Raw genomic sequence first — 20,141 nt, 5'->3', positions numbered from 1 at the left:
GAGCCGATGCCGGGTCCTCGAACACGCTTTAGCCGGATCGGCTAACGTGACCCGCGTGATCACAGCGATCGTCTTCATCAATGCCGAGGTCTCCCAGATCCCCGAGGTGGCCGAGGCCGTAGCCGCCATCGAGGGCGTCAGCGAGGTCTACTCCGTCACCGGTCAGATCGACCTGATCGCCCTGGTGCGTGTCCACGACCACGAACAGGTGGCCACGGTAGTCGCGGACAAGGTCAACAAGGTCCCCGGCGTCCTCGAGACCGAGACCCACATCGCCTTCCGCACCTACTCCCAGGTCGACCTGGAAGCCGCGTTCTCGATCGGCCTGGACTAACGGGCGCAGCCCGTCAGGCGTAGCCGACTCGGCGCGAGATCATCTACCTCAACGCGAGGTTGCTTCAACCCACCGCTCGAGCACACCCTGAGCAGCCCCCGAGTCGATCGACTCCGCCGCACGAGCGATACCCCCAGCGAGCCGCTCGTCGACGCTGCCGGAACCAGCGTCGTGGACCGCGAGGGCGGCACCCGCGTTGAGCAGCACTGCGTCGCGTACGGCGCCCTTCTCCCCGGAGAGCACACGGCGGACGACGGCGGCGTTGTAGGCCGCGTCAGCGCCGCGCAACGCCTCGGCGGTGGACCGGGCGATGCCGTGGTCGAGCGGCTCGACGGTCGCCTCGGTGACGACACCCTGCGAGACCATCCAGACGTGGGAGGTCGTCGTGGTGGTGAGCTCGTCGAGGCCGTCGTCGCCGCGGAAGACCCACGCGTCCGAGCCGCGGCGGGCGAAGACGCCGGCCATGATCGGTGCGGCAGCCGCATCGGCGCAGCCGATCGCGGAGGACGCCGGGCGGGCCGGGTTGGTCAGCGGGCCGAGCAGGTTGAAGACGGTGGCGATGCCGATCTCTCGGCGGGCGACCGCGGTGTGGCGGAACGCCGGGTGGAAGGCAGCGGCGAACAGGAACGTGATCCCGGCTTCGTCGGCCACCTCGCCGACCCGCGAGACGTCGAGGTCGAGCCGGATGCCGAGCGCCTCGAGCACGTCGGCCGACCCGGACTTCGACGAGGCGGACCGGTTGCCGTGCTTGACGATCTTGGCCCCGGCACCGGCCGCGACGATCGCCGACATGGTGGAGATGTTGACCGAGAAGGACCGGTCACCGCCGGTGCCGACGATGTCGAGGACGCGTCCGGGCACGAAGATCGGGTTGGCCTTGGCGAGCATCCCGTCGGCGACCCCGGCGAGCTCGTCGACGGTCTCGCCCTTGGCACGCAGCGCCACTGCGAAGGCAGCGACCTGGGCCGGCGTCGCTTCGCCCGAGAGGATCTCCCCCATCGCCCACGCCGCCTGGTGCGCCGACAGGGACCGTCGAGCGACCAGCGTGGTGAGGACCTCGGGCCAGGAGTCTGAGGCGGACGTCATGCGCCAACGTTAACGGGCCGCAGCAGTCCCACGACCGTCCGGGCCAGCTCGAACGGATCGAGCGGGTGGGGCACGGTGGCTTCCGCACGCGACCAGGTGGCGAGCCATGCATCCTGCGGACGACCGATGAGGACGACGATCGGCGGAGCGTCTCGCACCTCGTCCTTGACCGCCTTCGCGACCCCCAGCCCGCCGGCCGGAGCCGCCTCACCGTCGAGCACGGCGAGCGCCAGGCCGCCGGCGTCGAGCTGTGCGCGCACGGCCGGCTCGGTGGCCACCTCGATGTACTCGACCTCCGGGAGAGACGGGTGCGGGCGACGCCCCAGCGCGAGGATCACCTGCTTGCGGACGTCACGGTCGTCGCTGTAGACGAGGATCTTCAGTGAGTTCGAGGTGGTATCGGTCACACCCGAATGCTAGCGCCAACACCATGGCCGACGGCTAGATGTCACAGCCTGAACCTGAGCGGTGTCTCAAGGGTGTAGCACCCTCTGAAACACGACACACAGGGTCCCAAGGAGACTCTGAGGAAGGGGCAGGACATAATGGCGGGCGTGGCGACAGTATCGACTCTTCCAACAGCCCGCCTGCACGGGCACCACGACCGTCCGAGCATGGTCAGCGTGGGGACGATCATCTGGCTCGCAAGCGAGCTGATGTTCTTCGCGGCGTTGTTCGCGGCCTACTTCACGATCCGCGCGGTCAGCCCCGAGGTGTGGGCAGCCAACACCGACGGGCTCAACATCCCGTTCGCGGCGGTCAACACGACCATCCTCGTGCTGTCGTCGTTCACCTGCCAGTTCGGCGTCTTCGCAGCCGAGCGCGGCCAGGTCGGACGTAAGGGCTCCCTGCTTGCGGTCCGTCTGTGGGGCCTGCGTGAGTGGTTCATCCTCACCTACCTCATGGGCGCGGTCTTCATCGCCGGTCAGGCGACGGAGTACGCAGCCCTGGTGCAGGAGGGCATCGCCCTCAACCGCGGCATCACCGGCCCCGACGACCCCTACGGCTCAGTCTTCTACCTGACGACGGGCTTCCACGGCCTCCACGTCACCGGCGGCCTCATCGCCTTCCTGTTCGTGCTCGGCCGGACGTACGTCGCCAAGCGCTTCACCCACGAGCAGGCCGTCTCCGCGATCGTCGTGTCCTACTACTGGCACTTCGTCGACGTGGTGTGGATCGGCCTGTTCGCGACCATCTACCTCCTCAAGTGACCAAGGACTGAATGTGCGTCTACTGAACCGCTCCGTCGGTCGACTGTCGCGGCACCGTCGCCGCCCGTTGGCCGGTGCCGCCGTGCTCCTGGTCGCCCTGTTGAGCACCGGCGGCGCGTACGCCGCCCTCGCCCCGGCCTCGCAGGCCGAGGTCGAGAAGGACAACGCCGCCCTCATCGCTGAGGGCAAAGAGCTCTTCATGATCAATTGCTCCACCTGCCACGGCGCCAACGGTGAGGGCATCACGACTCAGAACGGGAAGCTCTACGGCCCCTCCCTGATCGGTGTGGGTGCCGCCTCCGTCGACTTCCAGGTCGGCACCGGCCGGATGCCGATGGCCCAGCCCGGCGCCCAGGTCGAGGTCAAGGACCCCAGCTTCAACCAGGACGAGATCGACGCCATGGCCGCCTACGTGGCCAGCCTCGGCCCCGGACCGGCTGTCCCGGAGCCGGAGCAGTACGACCCGGAGACCTTCGAGTCCGAGGAGGAGAGGGACGCGGCGGTCGCTCTCGGTGGTCAGATCTTCCTGACCAACTGCACCGCCTGTCACAACTTCACCGGTGCCGGCGGCGCGATGCCGCGTGGTGGCGAGGCTCCGAGCATCCTCAACACCGACCCGAAGCACATCTATCAGGCGATGTTGACCGGTCCGCAGTCGATGGACACCTTCTCCGACGGCAACATCAGCCCGGAGGAGAAGAAGGCGGTCATCGCCTACATCGAGACGATGAAGGAGCAGCCCGACTACGGCGGCTTCAACAACGGCGCGCTCGGTCCGGTGACCGAGGGAATCGTCGCCTGGGTCGTCGGTCTCGGCGTCCTGGTGGCCTTCACCGTGTGGATCGCCGCGCACACCACGCGCACCAACCAGACCAAGAAGGGATCTGCCAAGTGAGCAGCGACCTCAGCGAGATCGAGAAGCACGACGACTCGCACCCCGAGCTCAACGCGCACACCGACGCGCTGCTGCCCGACCCGGGTATGCACGAGCATCACTGGCGTCCCACCGACGTCGACCCCAAGGCGGAGAAGCGCGCCGAGCGCCAGGTGAGCCTCTTCTTCGGTCTCTCCGCGCTCTGCTCGGTGCTGTTCGTGGTGGCCTACTTCGCGGTCGAGCCCGGCTACGACGGTGACGTCTGGGCCGGTTACGGCGCCTCCAACCTGGCGCTGGGATCGACCCTCGGCTTCGCCCTCCTCTTCCTCGGCATCGGTGTCATCCAGTGGGCCCGCAAGCTCGTCGTCGACATCGAGCACTCCGAGGACCGCCACCCGGCCGCGTCCTCCCCGGCAACCCGCGAGGTCGCCATCGCCGAGCTGAAGGCCGCGCTCAACGAGTCGGGTATGGCCCGCCGCCCCTTCATCCGCAACGCGATGATCGGCTCGGCCGCTCTGCTCGGCCTGCCTGCGATCGTCATGCTCAAGGACCTGGGCCAGACCAACGCCCAGATCACCGCGGAGCAGCCCTACCCCGGCGCCGGCCTCGAGCACACCGTCTGGGACGCCGGCGTCCGCGTCGTGCGCGACGTGGTCGGCACCCCGATCCGCCCGGGCGACCTGGAGATCGGTGACCTGGTCAACGCCGAGCCCGCGACGATCTTCGACGGCAGCCTGCACGGCGCGCCGCTGCAGATCGCCAAGTCGAAGGCGGCCACCATCCTGCTGCGGATGGACCCCAACGACATCGACAACGACGTGACCCGCAACTGGTCGGTCGACGGCATCGTGGCCTACTCCAAGATCTGCACCCACGTCGGTTGCCCGATCTCGCTGAACGAGCGGACCACGCACCACCTGCTGTGCCCGTGCCACCAGTCGACCTTCGACCTCGCCGACCACGGCAAGGTCATCTTCGGCCCGGCAGGCCGCCACCTCCCGCAGCTGCCTCTGGGCGTCGACGCGGACGGCTTCCTGGTTGCCCTCTCGGACTACCCTGAGCCCGTGGGCGTCAGCTACTGGGAGCGCAACACCCACGACATCGACACGATCTTCGACGACTGGTCAAAGAACCACGCCGCCGATGCTGAGCAGTACGGCTACAAGGAGGGCGGCCAGTGAGCACCGACACGTCCAAGGTTGCCGCCAGCAACGGCACCGACGCCGCTGCCCCGGCGGGCAAGCCGACCAAGGCAGGTGCGGCCGCCAACTGGGCCGACGAGCGCCTCGGCATCGGCGGCCTGAGCAAGTTCCTCTCCCGCAAGATCTTCCCCGACCACTGGTCGTTCATGCTGGGTGAGATCGCGCTGTGGAGCTTCGTGGTCCTGCTGGTCACCGGCACCTTCCTGACCCTGTGGTTCAAGCCCTCGATGGCCGAGATCACCTACCAGGGGTCCTACGCGCCGCTGCGCGGCATCGACATGTCCGAGGCGATGGCCTCGACGCTGGACATCTCCTTCGACGTACGCGGCGGTCTGCTGCTGCGTCAGGTCCACCATTGGGCGGCGATGCTGTTCATCGCCTCGATGATGATCCACATGATGCGCGTGTTCTTCACCGGCGCTCACCGCAAGCCGCGTGAGATCAACTGGGTCATCGGCGCGACGCTGCTGCTGCTCGGCACGCTCGAGGGCTTCACCGGCTACTCGCTCCCCGACGACCTGCTCTCCGGCACCGGCATCAGGGCCGCGGACGGGTTCATGATGGCGATCCCGATCGTGGGGACGTACCTCTCGTTCTTCCTGTTCGGAGGCGAGTTCCCAGGCGACGACATCATTCCACGCCTCTTCACGATCCACGTGCTGCTCATCCCAGCGATCCTGCTGGCGCTGATCGGTGCCCACCTGATCCTGCTGATCTACCACAAGCACACCCAGTGGCCTGGACCCGGCCGCACCGAGAAGAACGTCGTCGGCTACCCGATGGTGCCGAACTACATCTCCAAGATGACCGGCTTCTTCTTCATCACCTTCGGTGTGACCGCTCTGCTCGGCGCGTTCTTCTCGCTCAACCCGGTGTGGAAGTTCGGCCCGTACGACCCGACCAAGGTCACCGCGGGCTCGCAGCCTGACTGGTACATGGGCTGGCCCGACGGCGCACTGCGGATCATGCCTGGCTGGGAGTCGCACTTCTGGGGCTCGACCTGGTCGTGGAACATCTTCTTCCCGGTCATCGTGCTGCCGATGCTGGCCTGGATGGTCGTGCTGATGCTGCCGTTCATCGAGGCCTGGATCACCGGCGACAAGCGCGAGCACCACCTGCTCCAGCGCCCGCGCAACGCTCCGACGCGCACCGCCACGTTCGTCGCCCTGATGACGTTCTACGCGGGCTTCTGGGCTGCAGGCGGCAACGACATCATCGCGATCAAGTTCGACCTCTCGATCAACCAGATCACCTACTTCCTACGGGCGTTCGTGTTCCTGGGTCCGATCGTGGCGTTCATGATCACGCGTCGCTGGTGCATCTCGCTGCAGCGCAAGGACAACGAGAAGCTGCTGCACGGCTACGAGACCGGCACGGTCATCCGTACGCCGGAGGGTGCCTACCACGAGAAGCACCTGCCGGTTCACGAGGACGAGGCCTACGCCATGACCGTCCGCGACCGCGGTCGGGTCGGCGAGGAGCCGGAGCTGAAGAAGAACGGCAAGCCGACCTTCCGGGCGAAGCTCCGTGCCTTCTACTACGACCACGACGTGGACAAGCCGACCACCGAGGAGCTCAGCGAGGCCCACCGCCACGCCGAGCACGAGGCGCACGAGCTGGCCGCGCACGAGGGTCACGTCGTCGACGGGCACGACTTCGACGACCACCGTCACTCGGCGGTCGAGGAGCCCCTCAGCCACTGAGCACGACCGTTGTACGCCACGTGGCGCCGTTCCTCCGGGGGCGGCGCCACGTGTGTTTTCCGCGGGCTGAAACACGGTTGCCGTCGGCTATGCCGCAGACCTAGGGTCCAGCACATGACCGACCTCCAGGCTCGCCTCCGAGCCGACCTCCTCACCGCCCGCAAGGCCCGCGACGCGGCCGCCACAGCGGTGCTGCGGTCGACGCTGGCCGCGATCTCCAACGCCGAGGCGCTGCCGGTCGCAGAGGCCTCGCTCACGGGTGACGGGCCGATCGCCGGGGCCGCGACGGGCGTGGGGGCCACGGAGGCTGTCCGCCGGGCTCTCACCGACGACGACATCCGCGCGATCATCTCCGGCGAGCAGGCCGAGCGGATGAGCGCAGCGACGGACCTCGAGTCCCACGGTGCAGCGGAAAAGGCCGAGCAGCTCCGCGCCGAGGCGGAGCTGCTCTCGGTCTATCTGTAGGTCGAAACCGGGCTTCAGCCCAGCGGGTCGAGCTCGCCGCCGACGACCTCGAGCACCCGGGCGCGTACGTTCGCCGAGGCCTCGGGGTCACGGGCCGCCACCGCGGCGACGAGGGCGTTGCCGAGGATGAGCTGTGGGATCCGGATGATCGAGTCGAGCTCCTGACGGAAGCCGGCACGACCACCCTGCGGCGTGACCAGCTCGACCTCGGCGAGCTTGGTCAGCTGCGTGCCGGTGAAAGAGGTCAGCGCGATGACGGCCGCTCCCCCGGCGACGGCCGCCTGGGCGACCTGGATCGTGGGTGCGGTGGCCCCGGTGCCGCTGACGACGACGCAGACGTCGCCCGGCTGGAGCAGCCGAGCGCGGATGAGCTGGTCGAGGTGGTCAGCGGGAGCCACCGTGCTCAGGCCCTGGGACGCCAGCCTCATCGCGATGTCCTGGGCGACCGGCGAGGAGACCCCCGTTCCGGCGACCAGGATCGAGCGCGCTTCAGCCAGCAGCTCCACTGCCCTGCTGACCTGCTCCTCGGAGAGGAGGCCGACCATGTCGGAGGCGGAGTCGGCGATGTCGGCGAAGAAGGAGCGCACCACCGTCAGCGGGCTGCCTCCCTCGGTCGTCTCTGTCTTGGCCGAACCCAGGTCACGCGCCAACAGCACCTTGAGGTGCGGGAAGCCGCGGAACCCGAGTCTCTGCGCGGCTCTGACCACGGTCGCGGTCGAGACCGAGGCCTCGGCGGCGATCTCAGCGGTGGTCGCCTCGATGGCCCACTCCGAGCGGGTCAGCACGACCTCGGCGACGGCGCGCTCGGAAGGGTTGAGCCGCGGCATCGCGGCCCGGATGGCGGGAAGAACCGGCGCACTCGTCATGCCCACACCTCCGTCGCAGAAGGCACAGAATACGGACGTGTGGGCTTGACCCTGATGGTCGCTCGCTGGCGCTCGCTCATGCCGCCACCGCGGTGGCTTCGGCGCCGTGCAGGATCCGGTGACGCAGCGTTGCTGACAGCTGGTCTACCAGGATCGTCACGATGATGATCACAGCTAGCATGATTCCACCCCACTCCCATTCACGGCCCCGAAGGACACGGTTTAATAACGCACCAATTCCGCCAGCGCTCACGACGCCGAGGATCGCGCTTGCCCTGATGTTCACCTCGAAGCGGTAGAGCCAGAACGCCACGGTCTCCGGCATCATCTGCGGGATGACCGCCGTGCGGATCCGCTGCCACCACGTCGCGCCGGCGGCCGTGACGGCCTCGACGGGGCGCGGGTCGACCGCCTCGATGTTCTCCAGCGTCAGCTTTCCGAGCGAGCCGATCGAGTGGATGCCGATCGCCATCGCTCCTGCCATCGGGTTGAGCCCGAACAGCGGCAGCATCACGATCACCGCGAGCAGGATCTCGGGGACGGCGCGGATCGCGTTGAAGAACGTCTGCACCGGTACACGTAGGAACCATGGCGCGGTGTTGGCAGCGGCCAAGAACGCCAGCGGGAACGAGAACAGCGCCCCGACGCAGGTGCCGACCCAAGCGAGCGCCACCGACTCCCCCATCAGCTTCAGCGCCTGCAGCCACCAGTCCCCGTAGGTGAGCTCCGGGTCGGCCTGGCCCTCGGGATGCGCTCCCGGCCAGGTGAGCACGCCATCGAGCATCTGCCCGGCGTACTGGAGGATCTCTCCGGGGAGCTGCGGCAGCCGCTCCCACTTGGCGTCGTCCAGAGACCACCCGGCGACCAGCACGATGCCGATCAGCGCCAGGCCGACCGCGGTGTAGGGCCACTTCGGCGGCGGCTTCGGCCGCGTCGTCGCGGTCACGGAGGTCATACCAGCCTCCGGCGCAGGAACTGGGAGAGCAGGTCGATCGCGATGACCACCACGAAGATGACGATCACGACCGCCGCCAGCCGGGGATAGTCGGCCCGGTTGAAGTAGAGCATGATCAGCTGCCCGATCCCGCCGGCCCCGACCGCGCCCAGCACCACCGAGGCGCGGATGTTGAGCTCGAAGACATAGAGGACGTACGAGGCGTAGTTGGGCAGCACGGCGGGCACGATCGCCACGCGGGCCCGCTGCCAACGGGTCGCACCGGCGGCGTCGAGCGCCTCCAGCGGGCCGGGATCGACGGCGTCGATGCTCTCCGCGGTCAGCTTGGCGACGATTCCGATGTTGAAGATGGTCAGCGCCAGGATCCCCGGAAGCGGGCCGGTGACGACGGCGACGAAGACCAGCGCGTAGGCCATGTCGGGAAGCGACCGGATCACCGACATCACCGGCTTCGTGACCCGGTAGACCGCGGGAGGCGCGCTCACCTTGGAGCCCAGCAGAGCCACGCCGAGGGCGATCAGGGAGCCCACGAAGGTCGCGATGATCGCGATGGCCGCGGTCTCCTTCAGCGCAGTCCACAGCCGTGAGGACGGGTCGGTGATCTCCGACCACTCGGGGTGCACGACGTCCTCGAGGATCATCGCCAGCTTAGGCCACTGCTCGACGACCGGCGCGAGCGAGAAGTCGATCGCCCAACCCGCCACCACGGTGACGGCGACGGCGCCGAGGATGCCCCCGATGAGCAGCGGGCTCGGCGGCGGCTGAGCCGGGCGTACCTGCTTCGGCGAACCGCCGGGGCGCTCGAGAGTGGCCTGACTCATGTCGCCGCCTCCGTGCGGAGGGGCGGAGAATACGGACGCGGCGGCCTGAGGCTTATGGTCGCTCGCTTGCGCTCGCTCATGCCAGGAGGTCCTCGGCGGTCAGCGAGCGGCCGTAGATCCTCTCGAAGACGTCGTCGTCGGCCTCGGCCGCAGGGCCGTCGAAGACGACTTCACCCGCGCGCATGCCGATGATCCGGTCGGCGTAGCGCCGAGCGAGATCGAGGAAGTGCAGGTTGACCACAGTGGTGATACCCAGATCGCGGTTGATCCGTTGCAGGTCACGCATCACCAGATTGGCCGTCGGCGGGTCAAGGGAGGCGACCGGCTCGTCGGCGAGCACCACCGAAGGCCGCTGCGCGAGCGCGCGGGCGATCGCGACCCGCTGCTGCTGCCCGCCGGAGAGCTGAGAGGCGCGTACCCACGCCTTCTCGACGATCCCGACGCGCTCCAGCGCCTCGAAGGCGATCTCCTTGTCGGCCTTGGTGTGCATCCCGAGCGCCGACCGCACCCACGACTGGGCGTGCAGCCGCCCGGTGAGCACGTTGCCCATCACCGAGCGGCGGGTCACCAGGTTGAACCCCTGGAAGATCATCCCGATCTCGGCACGCAGCCGACGCAGCCGGCGCCCGCGCGCCGTGGCCACCTCGATCCCGCCGACCGACAGCGATCCCGAGGTGACCGGCACCAGGCCGTTGATCGTGCGGATGAGCGTCGACTTCCCGGCCCCGGAGAGCCCGACGACCACGACGAACTCCCCCGGTGGGATGGTCAGGCAGACCCCGTCGAGCCCGCGGGTGCCGTCGGGGTAGACCACCGAGACATCGTCGAAGACGATGCTGTGCCCACCCTCGGGCCCACCCGCGGACCCATGATCGGAACCGCCACCGGCCCGATCCCCGAGATCCGAGCCGCTCATTCGCCGAAGTTCTCCTCCACGGACTTCGCCTTCTTCAGCGCGGCCCGGTCGACCTTCACGAGGCCCTCGATGTCGTAGACCGCCTTCAGGGTCTTGAGGCCCTTGGGATCCTTCGCCATCGTGGTGAACGCGTCGGTCACCTTCGTACGCAGCTCCTTGGAGAGCCCGCCGGCGACGACGACGCCATCGTTGGGGATCTCGGCGGAGTAGGCGAACACCACGACGTCGGAGGCGACCTTCGGCTCGTCGGCCAGGACGTCCTCCCGGGCGTCGTCGAAGCTCACCCCGACCGGGTAGTCACCGCGGGCCACGGCGAGGACCGCGGCGTCGTGGTCGCCGGCGAACTGCGCGTCGAGGTCGACCAGGGCGTCGCCTCCGGTGACCGCCCCCCACTGGGTGGCCGGGTAGTAGTAGCCGGCCGCCGAGCCCTGGTCGACGAAGGCGATCGGTGTGCCGGGCTTGATCTTGGCGAGTGCGATCTCGCCGGCGGGACCGGTCTTGGCGGCGTCGGTGCCGTTGCAGTACTTCAGGCCGTCGACCACCGTGACCTCGTCGGCGCAGTAGGTCTCAGGGTCGTTGGTGAACCATTGGGTGTGGTAGCTCACCGAGCCGTAGCGGACCGACTGCAGGACCGGCACCGCACCGGCCTGGTCCTCGGCCTGGACCACGCCGATCGGCCCGAGCATCGCGACCTGGGCCTGGTCCGACTTCATCGCCACGATCGCGGCGGCATAGCTCTCGGTCACCTCCGCACGTACGGGGATCCCGATCTTGTCGCTGAGGAACGACTCCAGACCCTTCGCGCTCTCGGTGATCGAGTCGACGTCGCCGGAGGGCACCAGAGACAGCACGAGCTCCTCGGGGTCCTCCGCGGGCGCAGTGCTGTCCTCGCTGCCGCCGCACGCGGCGAGCGAGAGGACGAGCGATGCGGCGGCACCGACCGCCAACAGCCTGGGGGTTCTCAACATTGGACAGACTCCTTGAGGGGGTGAGCTGCGATGAAGGCTGACGGGTCATTCGACCAGTCCAAGACCGCGGAGTACAGGTCCACCAGCGATCCTGCACGAACATGTGCCGGGCCCTGCCGACGGTCGAAGACGTCAACGTACGCAGCAACACAACCACGCTCGACGGCTGGAGCAAGGTCATTGCGCCAGATGTCGCCGACCGACATCAGCCACTCCGGCCTGTCGGCCGCACCGACGGCATCGAGGAGCTCGTCCAGGTGCCTGCTCATCCGGGTCGGCTTGAGCGCGTCGGTGTGCACCTCGTCGACCACGTCGCGCACGCCGAGATGCTCCAGGATCGCGTCCAGCCCCTTGGCCGGCGAGTTGGTCATGATCACCCGGTGGGCGTCGACCCCGGCGAGCAGATCGACCAGTCCCTCCGGCGTGCGGATGTCACCTGGCTGCTCGCTCATCGCCGTCCGGCTCCAGACGTACGCCGCGCTCAGCTCCTCCTCGGAGACCCCGGCCGCCAGGCCGAGGATCTTGACGGCCTCGTAGCCGTCCTGAGCGCCTGTGAGCGTCTTCGAGGCATTCTCGGGCAGTCTCTGCCCGAGAAAGGCCTCCGTGGTCTCCAGGAGCACCTCAGGGGCGTCCGTGAGGGCCGCCACCCGGGTGGCGTAGAGAAGTGCCGGCGTGTCTCCCAGACACACCGTTCCGTCCAGGTCGAGCACCAGCACAGGCCGAGGCAACGAGTCCACCTTCCAGGGCGCGGGCCGTCGGGGTCGACCCTGCGCATCGCGATCACGTCGTGAACGGAAGGCCGGTGAAGACTCTTCCGGACGCAAGCGGCAACGACCGTGTTGTCACGCGTTGCCTACCTTGCCCAGGATATCGGCCCGAGCCGCTTCCCCCGGTCAGGCGACGTCCGGCGTGCCGCCGGTCAGGCGAGCGCGGACCCTGCCCGGTAGTCCGCGTAGGAGGTGTTCCAGTCGCCCCACCCGTTGCTGAAGGTCATCCCGCGGTTGGTGCCGACCGTCTCGACGACGTCACCGCGACGGGTCATGTCGTAGAGGAACTTGGCGTTCTCGTCACTCATCCCGGTGCAGCCGTGGGAGACGTTGGCGTTGCCCTGCTGCGCGACCGACCACGGGGCGCCGTGGATGAACTCACCGGAGAACGTCAGCCGCATGGCCCACTTGACGCCCTCCATGTTGTAGTACTCCCGGTCGCCCTCATTGATCCCGATGGTCTCGGAGTTCATGGTCTTGCGCTTGAACTTCTCGATGATCACCTTCACGCCGCTGCGGGTGATGAACCCTTCCTTGCCGGTCGTGATCGGGATGGTCTTGATCTTCTGCCCGTTCTTGAAGACTTCCATCTGGTGGGTCTGCGCGTTGGCGCGGTAGATGTGCGCGTCGCCGGTCTTGAACGTGATCTGGCGGTTCTTCTGACCGAAGATGCCGCCGCCGGCGGGGACCGAGTTGATGTTGAGCTTCACGTTGACCGTGGAGTTGGCCTGCCAGTAGGTGCGCGGACGGTAGTGGACCTCCTTGTCGCTCACCCAGTACCACGACCCCTCCTGCTTCGGGGTCGACTCGACGATCATCTTCTTCTCGAAGGCAGCCTTGTTCTTCACCGGAAGGTCGTACGTCACGATGATCGGCATCCCGACCCCGACGGTCTCACCGTCGAGCGGTGCGATCGAGGGGTAGGCCTGGCGATCCAGGCCAAGATCCTCGGTGGCGAACGTGATCTGACTCTTCTTCTGCAGACCGTCGTCACCGGTGGCGGTCACCGCAAGGGTGTAGGACGCGGTCGGCTCGAGCACCTCACCCGCGCTCCAGCTGAGACCGTCCTCGGTGATGGTGCCGCGCACCTTGGTGCCCTTGGCGCCGGTCAGCATGACCTCGTCGAGGCGCCCCTTGGCCACGTCGACCTTGACCACCTTGTCGACCGCCACCCCCGCCGCGTTGTCCTCGATGTTGGGCGTGATCTGCACCGTTGGCTCGGCGGGCTTCTTGGGCTCCTTCGAGGCCGGGTCAGCCCCGCACGCAGCGAGCACCGGCGCAGCAGCCGCTGCCGCGGTGGTCAACAGCACCCGACGGCGGGCTAGCGGGGACGAACGGCGAAACGGTGACTGCGTTGACACGGTGAGACTGCTCCAGACCTGTTTATTTACCCCCGACGCCCCGAATCAGGGGCGCGGGCGCGATAACCCTACCGGGCATCTCCAAGAGCTGCCCAAGAAAAACCAACGGGGCCCGATCCAGCTGGATCGGGCCCCGCGTACGGTCTGTTAGGCGTCGTCCGGTGCGTGCGATCGCAAGGCGTGGGTGCGAAGGCGACCTTCAGGGCGAAGCCGGTCGTCGAGCATCCACAACGCCGCAAGCGTGCGTGCCGGGCGGCGCCTAGTGCTTGAACTCGCCTCGGTAGTACTCAAAATTCCAGCCGGCGGTGGCCAGCATGCCGAGCACAGCGGCGATGATGACCAGCCACCAGGCGGCCATCGCAACCGCGAGAACCACCAGACCGAAGGTCAGCGCGGCCCACAGCGGCCACCAGGAGAACGGCGGGAAGAAGCCGTACTCCCCGGCGCCCTCGGCGATGTCGCCGTCCCCACGGTCCTCCGGACGCGGGTCCATCTTGATCGCGTGGAAGCCGAGGTAGACGGTGATCATCGCGAACAGCAGCGTGCACATCACCAGCGCCGAGGTGCCGGTCCAGTCGCCGCCCTCCTCGGAGGCCGCGGTGATGAACCAGTAGGCCGGGGTGACCAGCACCATGAAGACGGTGCAGACCACGAAGATCCAGGCTTCAGATTTCATCGGGCTCAGCCTTCCTTGTTGGAGCTGGTGGAGACGAGATCGTCCTCATCGTGCTCCAGCGCGGCGATCTCCGGGTGGTGGAGGTCGAAGGCCGGGGACTCCGAGCGGATCTTCGGGATCGAGACGAAGTTGTGGCGCGGCGCCGGGCAGGCGGTGGCCCACTCCAGCGAGCGGCCCCAACCCCACGGGTCGTCCACGGTCACCAGCGGCGCCTTGCGGGAGATGTAGAGGTTGTAGAAGAAGGGCAGCATCGACAGGCTCAGCAGGAACGCACCCACGGTCGAGAACTGGTTCAGGAAGGTGAACCCGTCGCTGGGCAGGTAGTCGGCGATACGCCGCTGCATGCCCTCGACACCGAGCCAGTGCTGGACCAGGAAGGTGGCGTGGAAGCCGACGAACAGCAGCCAGAAGTGGACCTTGCCGAGGCGCTCGTCGAGCATCCGACCGGTCATCTTCGGCCACCAGAAGTAGAAGCCGGCGAACATCGCGAACACGACGGTCCCGAAGACCACGTAGTGGAAGTGCGCGACCACGAAGTAGGAGTCGGAGACCTGGAAGTCGAGCGGCGGGCTCGCCAGGATGATGCCGGTCAGACCACCGAAGAGGAAGGTCGTCAGGAAGCCGATCGACCACAGCATCGGGGTGTCGAAACTGACCGACCCGCCCCACATCGTGCCGATCCAGTTGAAGAACTTCACACCTGTCGGCACTGCGATCAGGAATGTCATCCCGGAGAAGAACGGCAGGTTGACCGCGCCGGTGACGAACATGTGGTGCGCCCACACCGCCACCGAGAGGATCGCGATGCCGAGGGTCGCGGCCACCAGACCGACGTAGCCGAAGATCGGCTTGCGGCTGAAGACCGGGAGGATCTCGGAGATGATGCCGAAGAACGGCAGCGCGATGATGTAGACCTCGGGGTGGCCGAAGAACCAGAACAGGTGTTGCCACAGGATCGGTCCGCCGTGGGAGGCGTCGAAGACGTGGGACCCGAACTGACGATCGGACTCGAGCATCAGCAGCGCGGCAGCGAGGATCGGGAACGCGATCAGCGCGAGCAGCGCGGTGATCAGGGTGTTCCACGTGAAGATCGGCATCCGGAACATGGTCATGCCCGGTGCGCGCATGCAGATGATCGTGGTGATGAAGTTGACCGACCCGAGGATGGTGCCCAGACCACTCATGTAGAGGCCCATGATCCACAGGTCGCCACCGACGCCTGGCGAGTACTGCGCGCTGGAGAGCGGCGTGTAGGCGAACCAACCGAAGTCGGCTGCACCGGTCGGGGTGAAGAAGCCGCTGGCCGCGATCAGGCCACCGAAGAGGTAGAGCCAGTAGCTGAACATGTTCAGCCGCGGGAAGGCGACGTCAGGGGCGCCGATCTGCAGCGGCATGATGACGTTGGAGAAGCCGAAGAACAGCGGCGTCGCGAACAGCAGCAGCATGATCGTGCCGTGCATCGTGAACAGCTGGTTGAACAGCTCGTCGTTGACGACCTGCTGACCCGGGAACGCCAGCTCGGAACGCATCAGCAGCGCCATCAGGCCGCCGACGAGGAACCAGAAGAACGACGTGACCAGGTACATCTTCCCGATCAGCTTGTGATCGGTGGTGGTCAGCAGCTGGTAGATCTGCTTGCCGAGCGGCTTGGGGCCCCCGGTGACCGGGCGCGCAGCGGTGGCGGTCACTCGCCCTCCTCCTCGTTGTGGCTGGCGATGTCGTCGGTGGTGCGGGTGGACTTGCCGCCACCGAGCAGCGGGCGCTCGGCCTCGAAGCCGTTCTGCGCCAACGTGTCGACGTAGGACTTGTAGTCGGCCTCGGAGAGGATCGCGACCTTGAAGATCATCCGGGCGTGGTAGACGCCGCAGAGCTCATAGCAGGCGCCACGGAACGTCTTGCCCTCGATCAGGTCCTCGGCGTTCGGGTCGAAGGTGGCCGTGGCCTCCTTCGTGGTGATCGAGTAGTGGTTCACCCGACCGGGGACGACATCCATCCGCATGCCGAAGTCCGGGACACCGAAGTTGTGGATGACGTCGGCCGAGCGCAGGTTGAACCGCGTGGTGGTCTTCTCGGGGAGGACCAGCGTCGGGATGTGCGAGCCGGTGCCCACGACGTAGCCGTAGCTGTCGTAGGCGTACTCGTCGTCGACGAGGTTGTCGTCGGCGCTCAGGTCGGGCTCACCGATGCCGTGGTTGAAGGTCCACTGCCACTGCTGGCCCGTGACCTCAACCACGTTGGTCGGGTTGCCGTTGTCCAACATCTCGTTCTGGACCTTGACGGTGTGGTCGAAGAACACGATCACCATCAGGACCGGGGCGATCGTGTAGAAGATCTCCAACGGCAGGTTGTAACGCGTCTGGACCGGGATGTCGGCGTCACTGCGGCGCCGGTAGCGCCAGATCGCCCAGAAGATGAGCCCCCAGGTCAGGACACCTGTGATCAACGCGGCGATCCACGCACCCTGCCACAGGGCGAGGTTGTGCTCCCCCTGCTCAGAACGTGGCTCGGGGAAGCCGAAACGCGCCGCCTCGTCCGAACAGCCACTCAGCAGGAGGGCGCCGGCCGTCAGCGTCGCCACCAGCGCACCACGTCGGGCGCGGGCGTGGGACGGAGTCGATCCGGTCCCTGGCAAGTGCAGACCCACTACGAGCCTCTCTCTCATGCGAACACTCAGATGTCGGCAGACTACCGCGAGCGGCTCCGGATTCATCTTCAGGGGTTCCTCATGTCGTGCTTGGCTACCGTTGTCTTCTGTGACCGAACGCTTCACCTACCTCGACGCCGCATCGGCCGAACCGCTCCATCCCGCCGCGCGGGAAGTGCTTCTGGCCGCGGCGGATCAGGGGTACGCCGACCCCCGCCGCCTCCATCGGCCGGCTCGCAACGCAGGGCTGCTGCTCTCGAACGCTCGCGAGGTCGTGGCCGAGGCCTTGGGGGTACGCCGCGATGAGGTGCTTTTCACATCGTCGGGCACCTCCGCCGTGCACGCGGGCCTGCTGGGCCTCGGATCGCGTGGCATCGGTCACAGTGCCGTGGAGCACCAGGCGGTCATCGACGCCGCGAGATGGTCGCAGCGCTCCCCCGTCACCGAGCTCGCCGTGGACGGCGAGGCAGGGGTCGACGTGGGCACCGTGCGGGACGCCGTCCACGCCGGAGAGGTCGACGTGATCGCCGTCCAGCAGGCCAACCACGAGGTCGGCACGCTGCAGCCTCTCGACGAGGTCGCCTCCGCCGCCGGCCCGGTGCCGCTCTTCGTCGACGCCTGCGCAGCCATGGGACGGCTGCCGCTGCCCTCGGTCGGAGACGTGATCGCCGGCTCCGCTCGCAAGTGGGGCGGCCCCGGCGGCGTGGGAGTGCTGGTCGTACGTAGGTCGGCGAGGTGGCGCTGGCCGTTCCCGGGCGATGAGTGGTCGCGTACGGACCAGGGGTTCTCCAACATCCCCGGGGCGCTCGCCGCCGCGGCGGCGCTGCAGGCTGTGGTCGCCGAGCGCCAAGCCGTCAACGCCCGCCAGCACGAGCTGATCTCCCTGGTCAGGCAGCGGGTCCGGGCAGAGGTCCCGGACGTGGACGTGGCCGGTCCTGCCGACGAGCGACTCCCCCACCTGGTGACGTTCTCGGCGCTGTACGTCGATGGCGAGGCGCTGGTCACCGCGCTGGACCGCCTCGGCGCCGGGGTCGCGAGCGGCTCTGCCTGCACCTCCGACACCCGCGAGCCCTCCCGCGTCCTTGCTGCCATGGGAGCGCTGACGCACGGTAACGTTCGGCTGTCGCTGACCCGCGACACGACGCGAGAGGATGTGGAGCGCGTGCTCGACGCACTGCCCGGGATCATCAAGGACCTGCGCGCCGAGGCGGGCCTGTGAGCGAGCAGATCCTCACCCTCGACTGTCGCGGACAGGCCTGCCCGCGGCCCATCATCGAGCTCGGCCGCCACCTCGGCGACGTCGAGGTCGGCGAGGTCATCGCCGTCGCGGCCGACGACGTCGCCGCCCACCACGACGTGCCCGCCTGGGCCCGGATGCGCGGACAGGAGTTCGTCGGCGAGGTGGAAGCAGAAGACGGCGTACCCGTGTATCGGATACGCCGTCTGAGCTGAGCAGGGACGGCCGGAGAAGCTCAGTTCTTGATGTGCGGGGCGATCTGGTCCGCGGCGGTGTCGCCGTAGGACTCGCGGACGCGAGCGACGAACTCCTCGGCCGTGAAGGAGTATTCCTGCGGGCCGACGGTCTCGACGCAGTAGGCGGCCAGGACACAGCCGACCTCCGCGGCCTGCTCCAGCTCGCAGTCCCAGGCCAGCGCAGCCAGGAAGCCTGCCCGGAAGGCGTCGCCGACGCCGGTGGGCTCGATGGCGTTCACGTTCTTCGCGGCCGGGACCTCGATCGCATCCTCGCCCTTGCCCTGGATGCGGGCGCCGTCCTTGCCGAGGGTGGTGATCTGGGTGCCGACTCGGGCGAGGACGTCCTCGGCCGACCAGCCGGTCTTCTGCTCGAGGACGTGGGACTCGTACTCGTTGGTGAACAGGTAGGCGGCGCCGTCGACGAGCTCGCGGATCAGCTCACCGTCACCGAAGGCGAGCTGCTGGCTCGGATCGGAGATGAAGGTGTAGCCGCGCTGGCGCGCCTCCTGGGTGTGGCGCTTCATCGCGTCGGGGTCGTCGGGCGCGACCAGCACGAAAGACGGCTCGCCGACCTTCTCCGCGATCGGGCCGAGCTCGATCTCACGGGCCTCGGCCATCGCACCCGGGTAGAAGCTGGCGAACTGCGCCATCGCGGTGTCCGTGGTGCACACGAACCGCGCGGTGTGCAGCGTCTCGGAGACCCGCAGGTGGTCGCAGTTGACGCCGTGGCGCTCGAGCCAGGAGCGGTAGTCGGCGAAGTCCTCGCCGACCGCACCCACGAGCACGGGCGCGAGACCGAGGTTGGCCAGGCCGAAGGAGATGTTGGCGCCGACGCCGCCACGGCGGATCTCGAGGTCGTTGACCAAGAAGCTCACCGAGAGCTTGTCGAGCTGGTCGGCGACCAGCGAGTCGGCGAACTTTCCACCGAAGCTCATCAGGTGGTCGGTGGCGATGGAGCCTGCGATCAGGAGTGAACCGGACATGCGCGGAACCCTACCGGCGAGACCTCGGGCGACGGTAAGACTCGGCCGTGGACGGGAGATGAATATTACCGTCGAGTCGGCCTTCTGCTACCGGTTGGTAGTGCTTACCGTCGTTTGCATGACAGACAAGCGCGTTCCGTACGACGACCCCGACAGCCCGGCGCAGCTCTGCTCCGACTGTGCCGCCGCCGACAACGCGCTGAGCCTGCCCGCGCCGAGAGTGCGTGCGGCGTATCGCCCGGCGCCGACGGTCCGGATGCAGGACCGCGAGCCGGGCGACACCGCCATGCTCGAGGCCTGCGAGCACGTGGCCGACGGTCTCGCCCTGACCTGATCGCGCCGGCCTCCCGCACCGAGGGGGCCACCAAATGCCGGCAGCCCCTGCCTACGCGGCAGGGGCTGCTGACGTACTGGGGCCAGGTTCGGCTCAGTGGAAAGAGTCTCCACATGCGCACGAACCGGTGGCGTTGGGGTTGTCGATGGTGAACCCCTGCTTCTCGATGCTGTCCACGAAGTCGATCATGGCGCCGTTGAGGTAGGGAACGCTCATCCGGTCGACGACGACGGAGACACCGTCGAAGTCGGTGACGACGTCACCATCGAGGGTGCGCTCGTCGAAGAAGAGCTGGTAGCGCAGGCCGGAGCAGCCACCGGGCTGCACCGAGATGCGCAGGCTGAGGTCGTCGCGGCCTTCCTGCTCCAGGAGGCTCTTCACCTTCGCGGCGGCAACGTCGCTCACGTTGATGGAGTCGGCGCGGCGTTCGGTCGTCTGCTCGGTCATGTAGCTGGGCTCCCTGTGCGTGGGTGCGGGTGTGTCTTAAGGCTCAATCGTCGCA

23 protein-coding genes are annotated in these 20,141 nt (G+C 67.7%); 9 read left to right on the top strand and 14 right to left on the bottom strand.

What is annotated here, in order from left to right; genetic code table 11:
• Nucleotides 1–55 precede the first annotated feature (55 nt).
• The gene (locus IEY84_RS03745) at nucleotides 56–334 is read left to right on the top strand and encodes an Lrp/AsnC family transcriptional regulator (RefSeq protein WP_183545343.1); all 279 of its coding nucleotides are present in this window, start codon (nucleotides 56–58) and stop codon (nucleotides 332–334) included.
• Between the two features lie 48 nt (nucleotides 335–382).
• Here IEY84_RS03745 and trpD read toward each other — a convergent pair whose 3' ends face one another.
• Nucleotides 383–1,420: an anthranilate phosphoribosyltransferase gene (gene trpD / locus IEY84_RS03740; RefSeq protein ID WP_183545344.1), complete on the bottom strand. Its 1,038-nt coding sequence runs from the start codon at nucleotides 1,418–1,420 to the stop codon at nucleotides 383–385.
• Nucleotides 1,417–1,827 (bottom strand): Rv3143 family two-component system response regulator, encoded by a 411-nt coding sequence (locus tag IEY84_RS03735; protein WP_183545345.1) that lies wholly within the window; start codon nucleotides 1,825–1,827, stop codon nucleotides 1,417–1,419. Before IEY84_RS03735 ends, trpD begins: the two co-directional genes overlap by 4 nt.
• A 138-nt stretch (nucleotides 1,828–1,965) precedes the next feature.
• On the opposite strand from IEY84_RS03735, the gene ctaE reads away from it, so the two are divergent.
• The 5 genes from ctaE to IEY84_RS03710 all read left to right on the top strand — a co-directional run bounded on the left by ctaE (nucleotide 1,966) and on the right by IEY84_RS03710 (nucleotide 6,875).
• Nucleotides 1,966–2,631 carry an aa3-type cytochrome oxidase subunit III gene (ctaE, locus tag IEY84_RS03730; RefSeq protein WP_183545346.1) on the top strand — a complete coding sequence of 222 codons (666 nt, stop codon included), beginning with the start codon at nucleotides 1,966–1,968 and terminating at the stop codon, nucleotides 2,629–2,631.
• A gap of 13 nt (nucleotides 2,632–2,644) precedes the next feature.
• Nucleotides 2,645–3,526 (top strand): cytochrome bc1 complex diheme cytochrome c subunit, encoded by an 882-nt coding sequence (gene qcrC, locus IEY84_RS03725; protein ID WP_229788284.1) that lies wholly within the window; start codon nucleotides 2,645–2,647, stop codon nucleotides 3,524–3,526.
• Entirely contained in the window at nucleotides 3,523–4,686 is a 1,164-nt protein-coding gene (qcrA, locus tag IEY84_RS03720) for a cytochrome bc1 complex Rieske iron-sulfur subunit (protein WP_183545347.1), read from the top strand. The genes qcrC and qcrA overlap by 4 nt, the downstream gene beginning before the upstream one ends.
• Entirely contained in the window at nucleotides 4,683–6,410 is a 1,728-nt protein-coding gene (gene qcrB / locus IEY84_RS03715; RefSeq protein WP_183545348.1) for a cytochrome bc1 complex cytochrome b subunit, read from the top strand. Before qcrA ends, qcrB begins: the two co-directional genes overlap by 4 nt.
• A 114-nt stretch (nucleotides 6,411–6,524) precedes the next feature.
• The gene (locus IEY84_RS03710) at nucleotides 6,525–6,875 is read left to right on the top strand and encodes a GatB/YqeY domain-containing protein (protein ID WP_183545349.1); all 351 of its coding nucleotides are present in this window, start codon (nucleotides 6,525–6,527) and stop codon (nucleotides 6,873–6,875) included.
• A 14-nt stretch (nucleotides 6,876–6,889) separates the two neighbouring features.
• Here the strand turns inward: IEY84_RS03710 and IEY84_RS03705 are convergent, their stop codons facing one another.
• From IEY84_RS03705 to ctaC, 10 genes are all read right to left on the bottom strand, one after another.
• Entirely contained in the window at nucleotides 6,890–7,741 is an 852-nt protein-coding gene (locus IEY84_RS03705; protein WP_183545350.1) for a MurR/RpiR family transcriptional regulator, read from the bottom strand.
• A 76-nt stretch (nucleotides 7,742–7,817) separates the two neighbouring features.
• Complete coding sequence (gene phnE, locus IEY84_RS03700; protein ID WP_183545351.1) at nucleotides 7,818–8,696, bottom strand: phosphonate ABC transporter, permease protein PhnE; 879 nt, start codon at nucleotides 8,694–8,696, stop codon at nucleotides 7,818–7,820.
• Nucleotides 8,693–9,517: a phosphonate ABC transporter, permease protein PhnE gene (phnE, locus tag IEY84_RS03695; RefSeq protein ID WP_183545352.1), complete on the bottom strand. Its 825-nt coding sequence runs from the start codon at nucleotides 9,515–9,517 to the stop codon at nucleotides 8,693–8,695. Before phnE (IEY84_RS03695) ends, phnE (IEY84_RS03700) begins: the two co-directional genes overlap by 4 nt.
• A gap of 76 nt (nucleotides 9,518–9,593) precedes the next feature.
• Nucleotides 9,594–10,433 carry a phosphonate ABC transporter ATP-binding protein gene (gene phnC, locus IEY84_RS03690; RefSeq protein ID WP_229788282.1) on the bottom strand — a complete coding sequence of 280 codons (840 nt, stop codon included), beginning with the start codon at nucleotides 10,431–10,433 and terminating at the stop codon, nucleotides 9,594–9,596.
• Nucleotides 10,430–11,401 carry a phosphate/phosphite/phosphonate ABC transporter substrate-binding protein gene (phnD, locus tag IEY84_RS03685; RefSeq protein ID WP_229788280.1) on the bottom strand — a complete coding sequence of 324 codons (972 nt, stop codon included), beginning with the start codon at nucleotides 11,399–11,401 and terminating at the stop codon, nucleotides 10,430–10,432. The genes phnC and phnD overlap by 4 nt, the downstream gene beginning before the upstream one ends.
• Complete coding sequence (locus tag IEY84_RS03680; protein ID WP_183545353.1) at nucleotides 11,395–12,129, bottom strand: HAD family hydrolase; 735 nt, start codon at nucleotides 12,127–12,129, stop codon at nucleotides 11,395–11,397. The genes phnD and IEY84_RS03680 overlap by 7 nt, the downstream gene beginning before the upstream one ends.
• Before the next feature lie 191 nt (nucleotides 12,130–12,320).
• A complete protein-coding gene (locus tag IEY84_RS03675) occupies nucleotides 12,321–13,478 on the bottom strand; it encodes a L,D-transpeptidase (protein ID WP_183545354.1) in 1,158 nt (385 codons plus the stop codon).
• 310 nt (nucleotides 13,479–13,788) lie between these two features.
• The gene (locus IEY84_RS03670; RefSeq protein ID WP_183545355.1) at nucleotides 13,789–14,205 is read right to left on the bottom strand and encodes a cytochrome c oxidase subunit 4; all 417 of its coding nucleotides are present in this window, start codon (nucleotides 14,203–14,205) and stop codon (nucleotides 13,789–13,791) included.
• Nucleotides 14,206–14,210: 5 nt separating this feature from the next.
• Nucleotides 14,211–15,893: an aa3-type cytochrome oxidase subunit I gene (gene ctaD, locus IEY84_RS03665; protein WP_183545356.1), complete on the bottom strand. Its 1,683-nt coding sequence runs from the start codon at nucleotides 15,891–15,893 to the stop codon at nucleotides 14,211–14,213.
• Nucleotides 15,890–16,783, bottom strand: coding sequence for an aa3-type cytochrome oxidase subunit II (ctaC, locus tag IEY84_RS03660; RefSeq protein WP_183545357.1), 894 nt, complete (start codon nucleotides 16,781–16,783; stop codon nucleotides 15,890–15,892). The genes ctaD and ctaC overlap by 4 nt, the downstream gene beginning before the upstream one ends.
• A gap of 175 nt (nucleotides 16,784–16,958) precedes the next feature.
• Between ctaC and IEY84_RS03655 the strand changes: the two genes are divergently transcribed.
• Both IEY84_RS03655 and IEY84_RS03650 read left to right on the top strand, forming a co-directional pair.
• Nucleotides 16,959–18,068: a cysteine desulfurase family protein gene (locus tag IEY84_RS03655; protein WP_229788279.1), complete on the top strand. Its 1,110-nt coding sequence runs from the start codon at nucleotides 16,959–16,961 to the stop codon at nucleotides 18,066–18,068.
• Nucleotides 18,065–18,301, top strand: a complete 237-nt coding sequence (locus IEY84_RS03650) for a sulfurtransferase TusA family protein (protein ID WP_183545359.1) — start codon at nucleotides 18,065–18,067, stop codon at nucleotides 18,299–18,301. The genes IEY84_RS03655 and IEY84_RS03650 overlap by 4 nt, the downstream gene beginning before the upstream one ends.
• Before the next feature lie 20 nt (nucleotides 18,302–18,321).
• Here the strand turns inward: IEY84_RS03650 and IEY84_RS03645 are convergent, their stop codons facing one another.
• On the bottom strand, nucleotides 18,322–19,305 hold the full coding sequence (locus tag IEY84_RS03645) for a carbohydrate kinase family protein (RefSeq protein WP_183545360.1): 984 nt from the start codon (nucleotides 19,303–19,305) through the stop codon (nucleotides 18,322–18,324).
• A gap of 118 nt (nucleotides 19,306–19,423) precedes the next feature.
• Here IEY84_RS03645 and IEY84_RS03640 point away from each other — a divergent pair, with 118 nt between their 5' ends.
• Complete coding sequence (locus IEY84_RS03640) at nucleotides 19,424–19,639, top strand: hypothetical protein (protein ID WP_183545361.1); 216 nt, start codon at nucleotides 19,424–19,426, stop codon at nucleotides 19,637–19,639.
• 93 nt (nucleotides 19,640–19,732) lie between these two features.
• Here the strand turns inward: IEY84_RS03640 and erpA are convergent, their stop codons facing one another.
• Nucleotides 19,733–20,086 (bottom strand): iron-sulfur cluster insertion protein ErpA, encoded by a 354-nt coding sequence (erpA, locus tag IEY84_RS03635; RefSeq protein ID WP_141803852.1) that lies wholly within the window; start codon nucleotides 20,084–20,086, stop codon nucleotides 19,733–19,735.
• Between the last annotated feature and the right edge of the window lie 55 nt (nucleotides 20,087–20,141).

Origin of the sequence: Nocardioides albus (genome assembly GCF_014648255.1) — a bacterium.
Taxonomy (GTDB): Bacteria; Actinomycetota; Actinomycetes; order Propionibacteriales; family Nocardioidaceae; genus Nocardioides; species Nocardioides albus.
The sequence above is the reverse complement of the archived record's forward strand: the minus strand, read 5'-3'. Positions and strand labels throughout refer to the sequence as shown.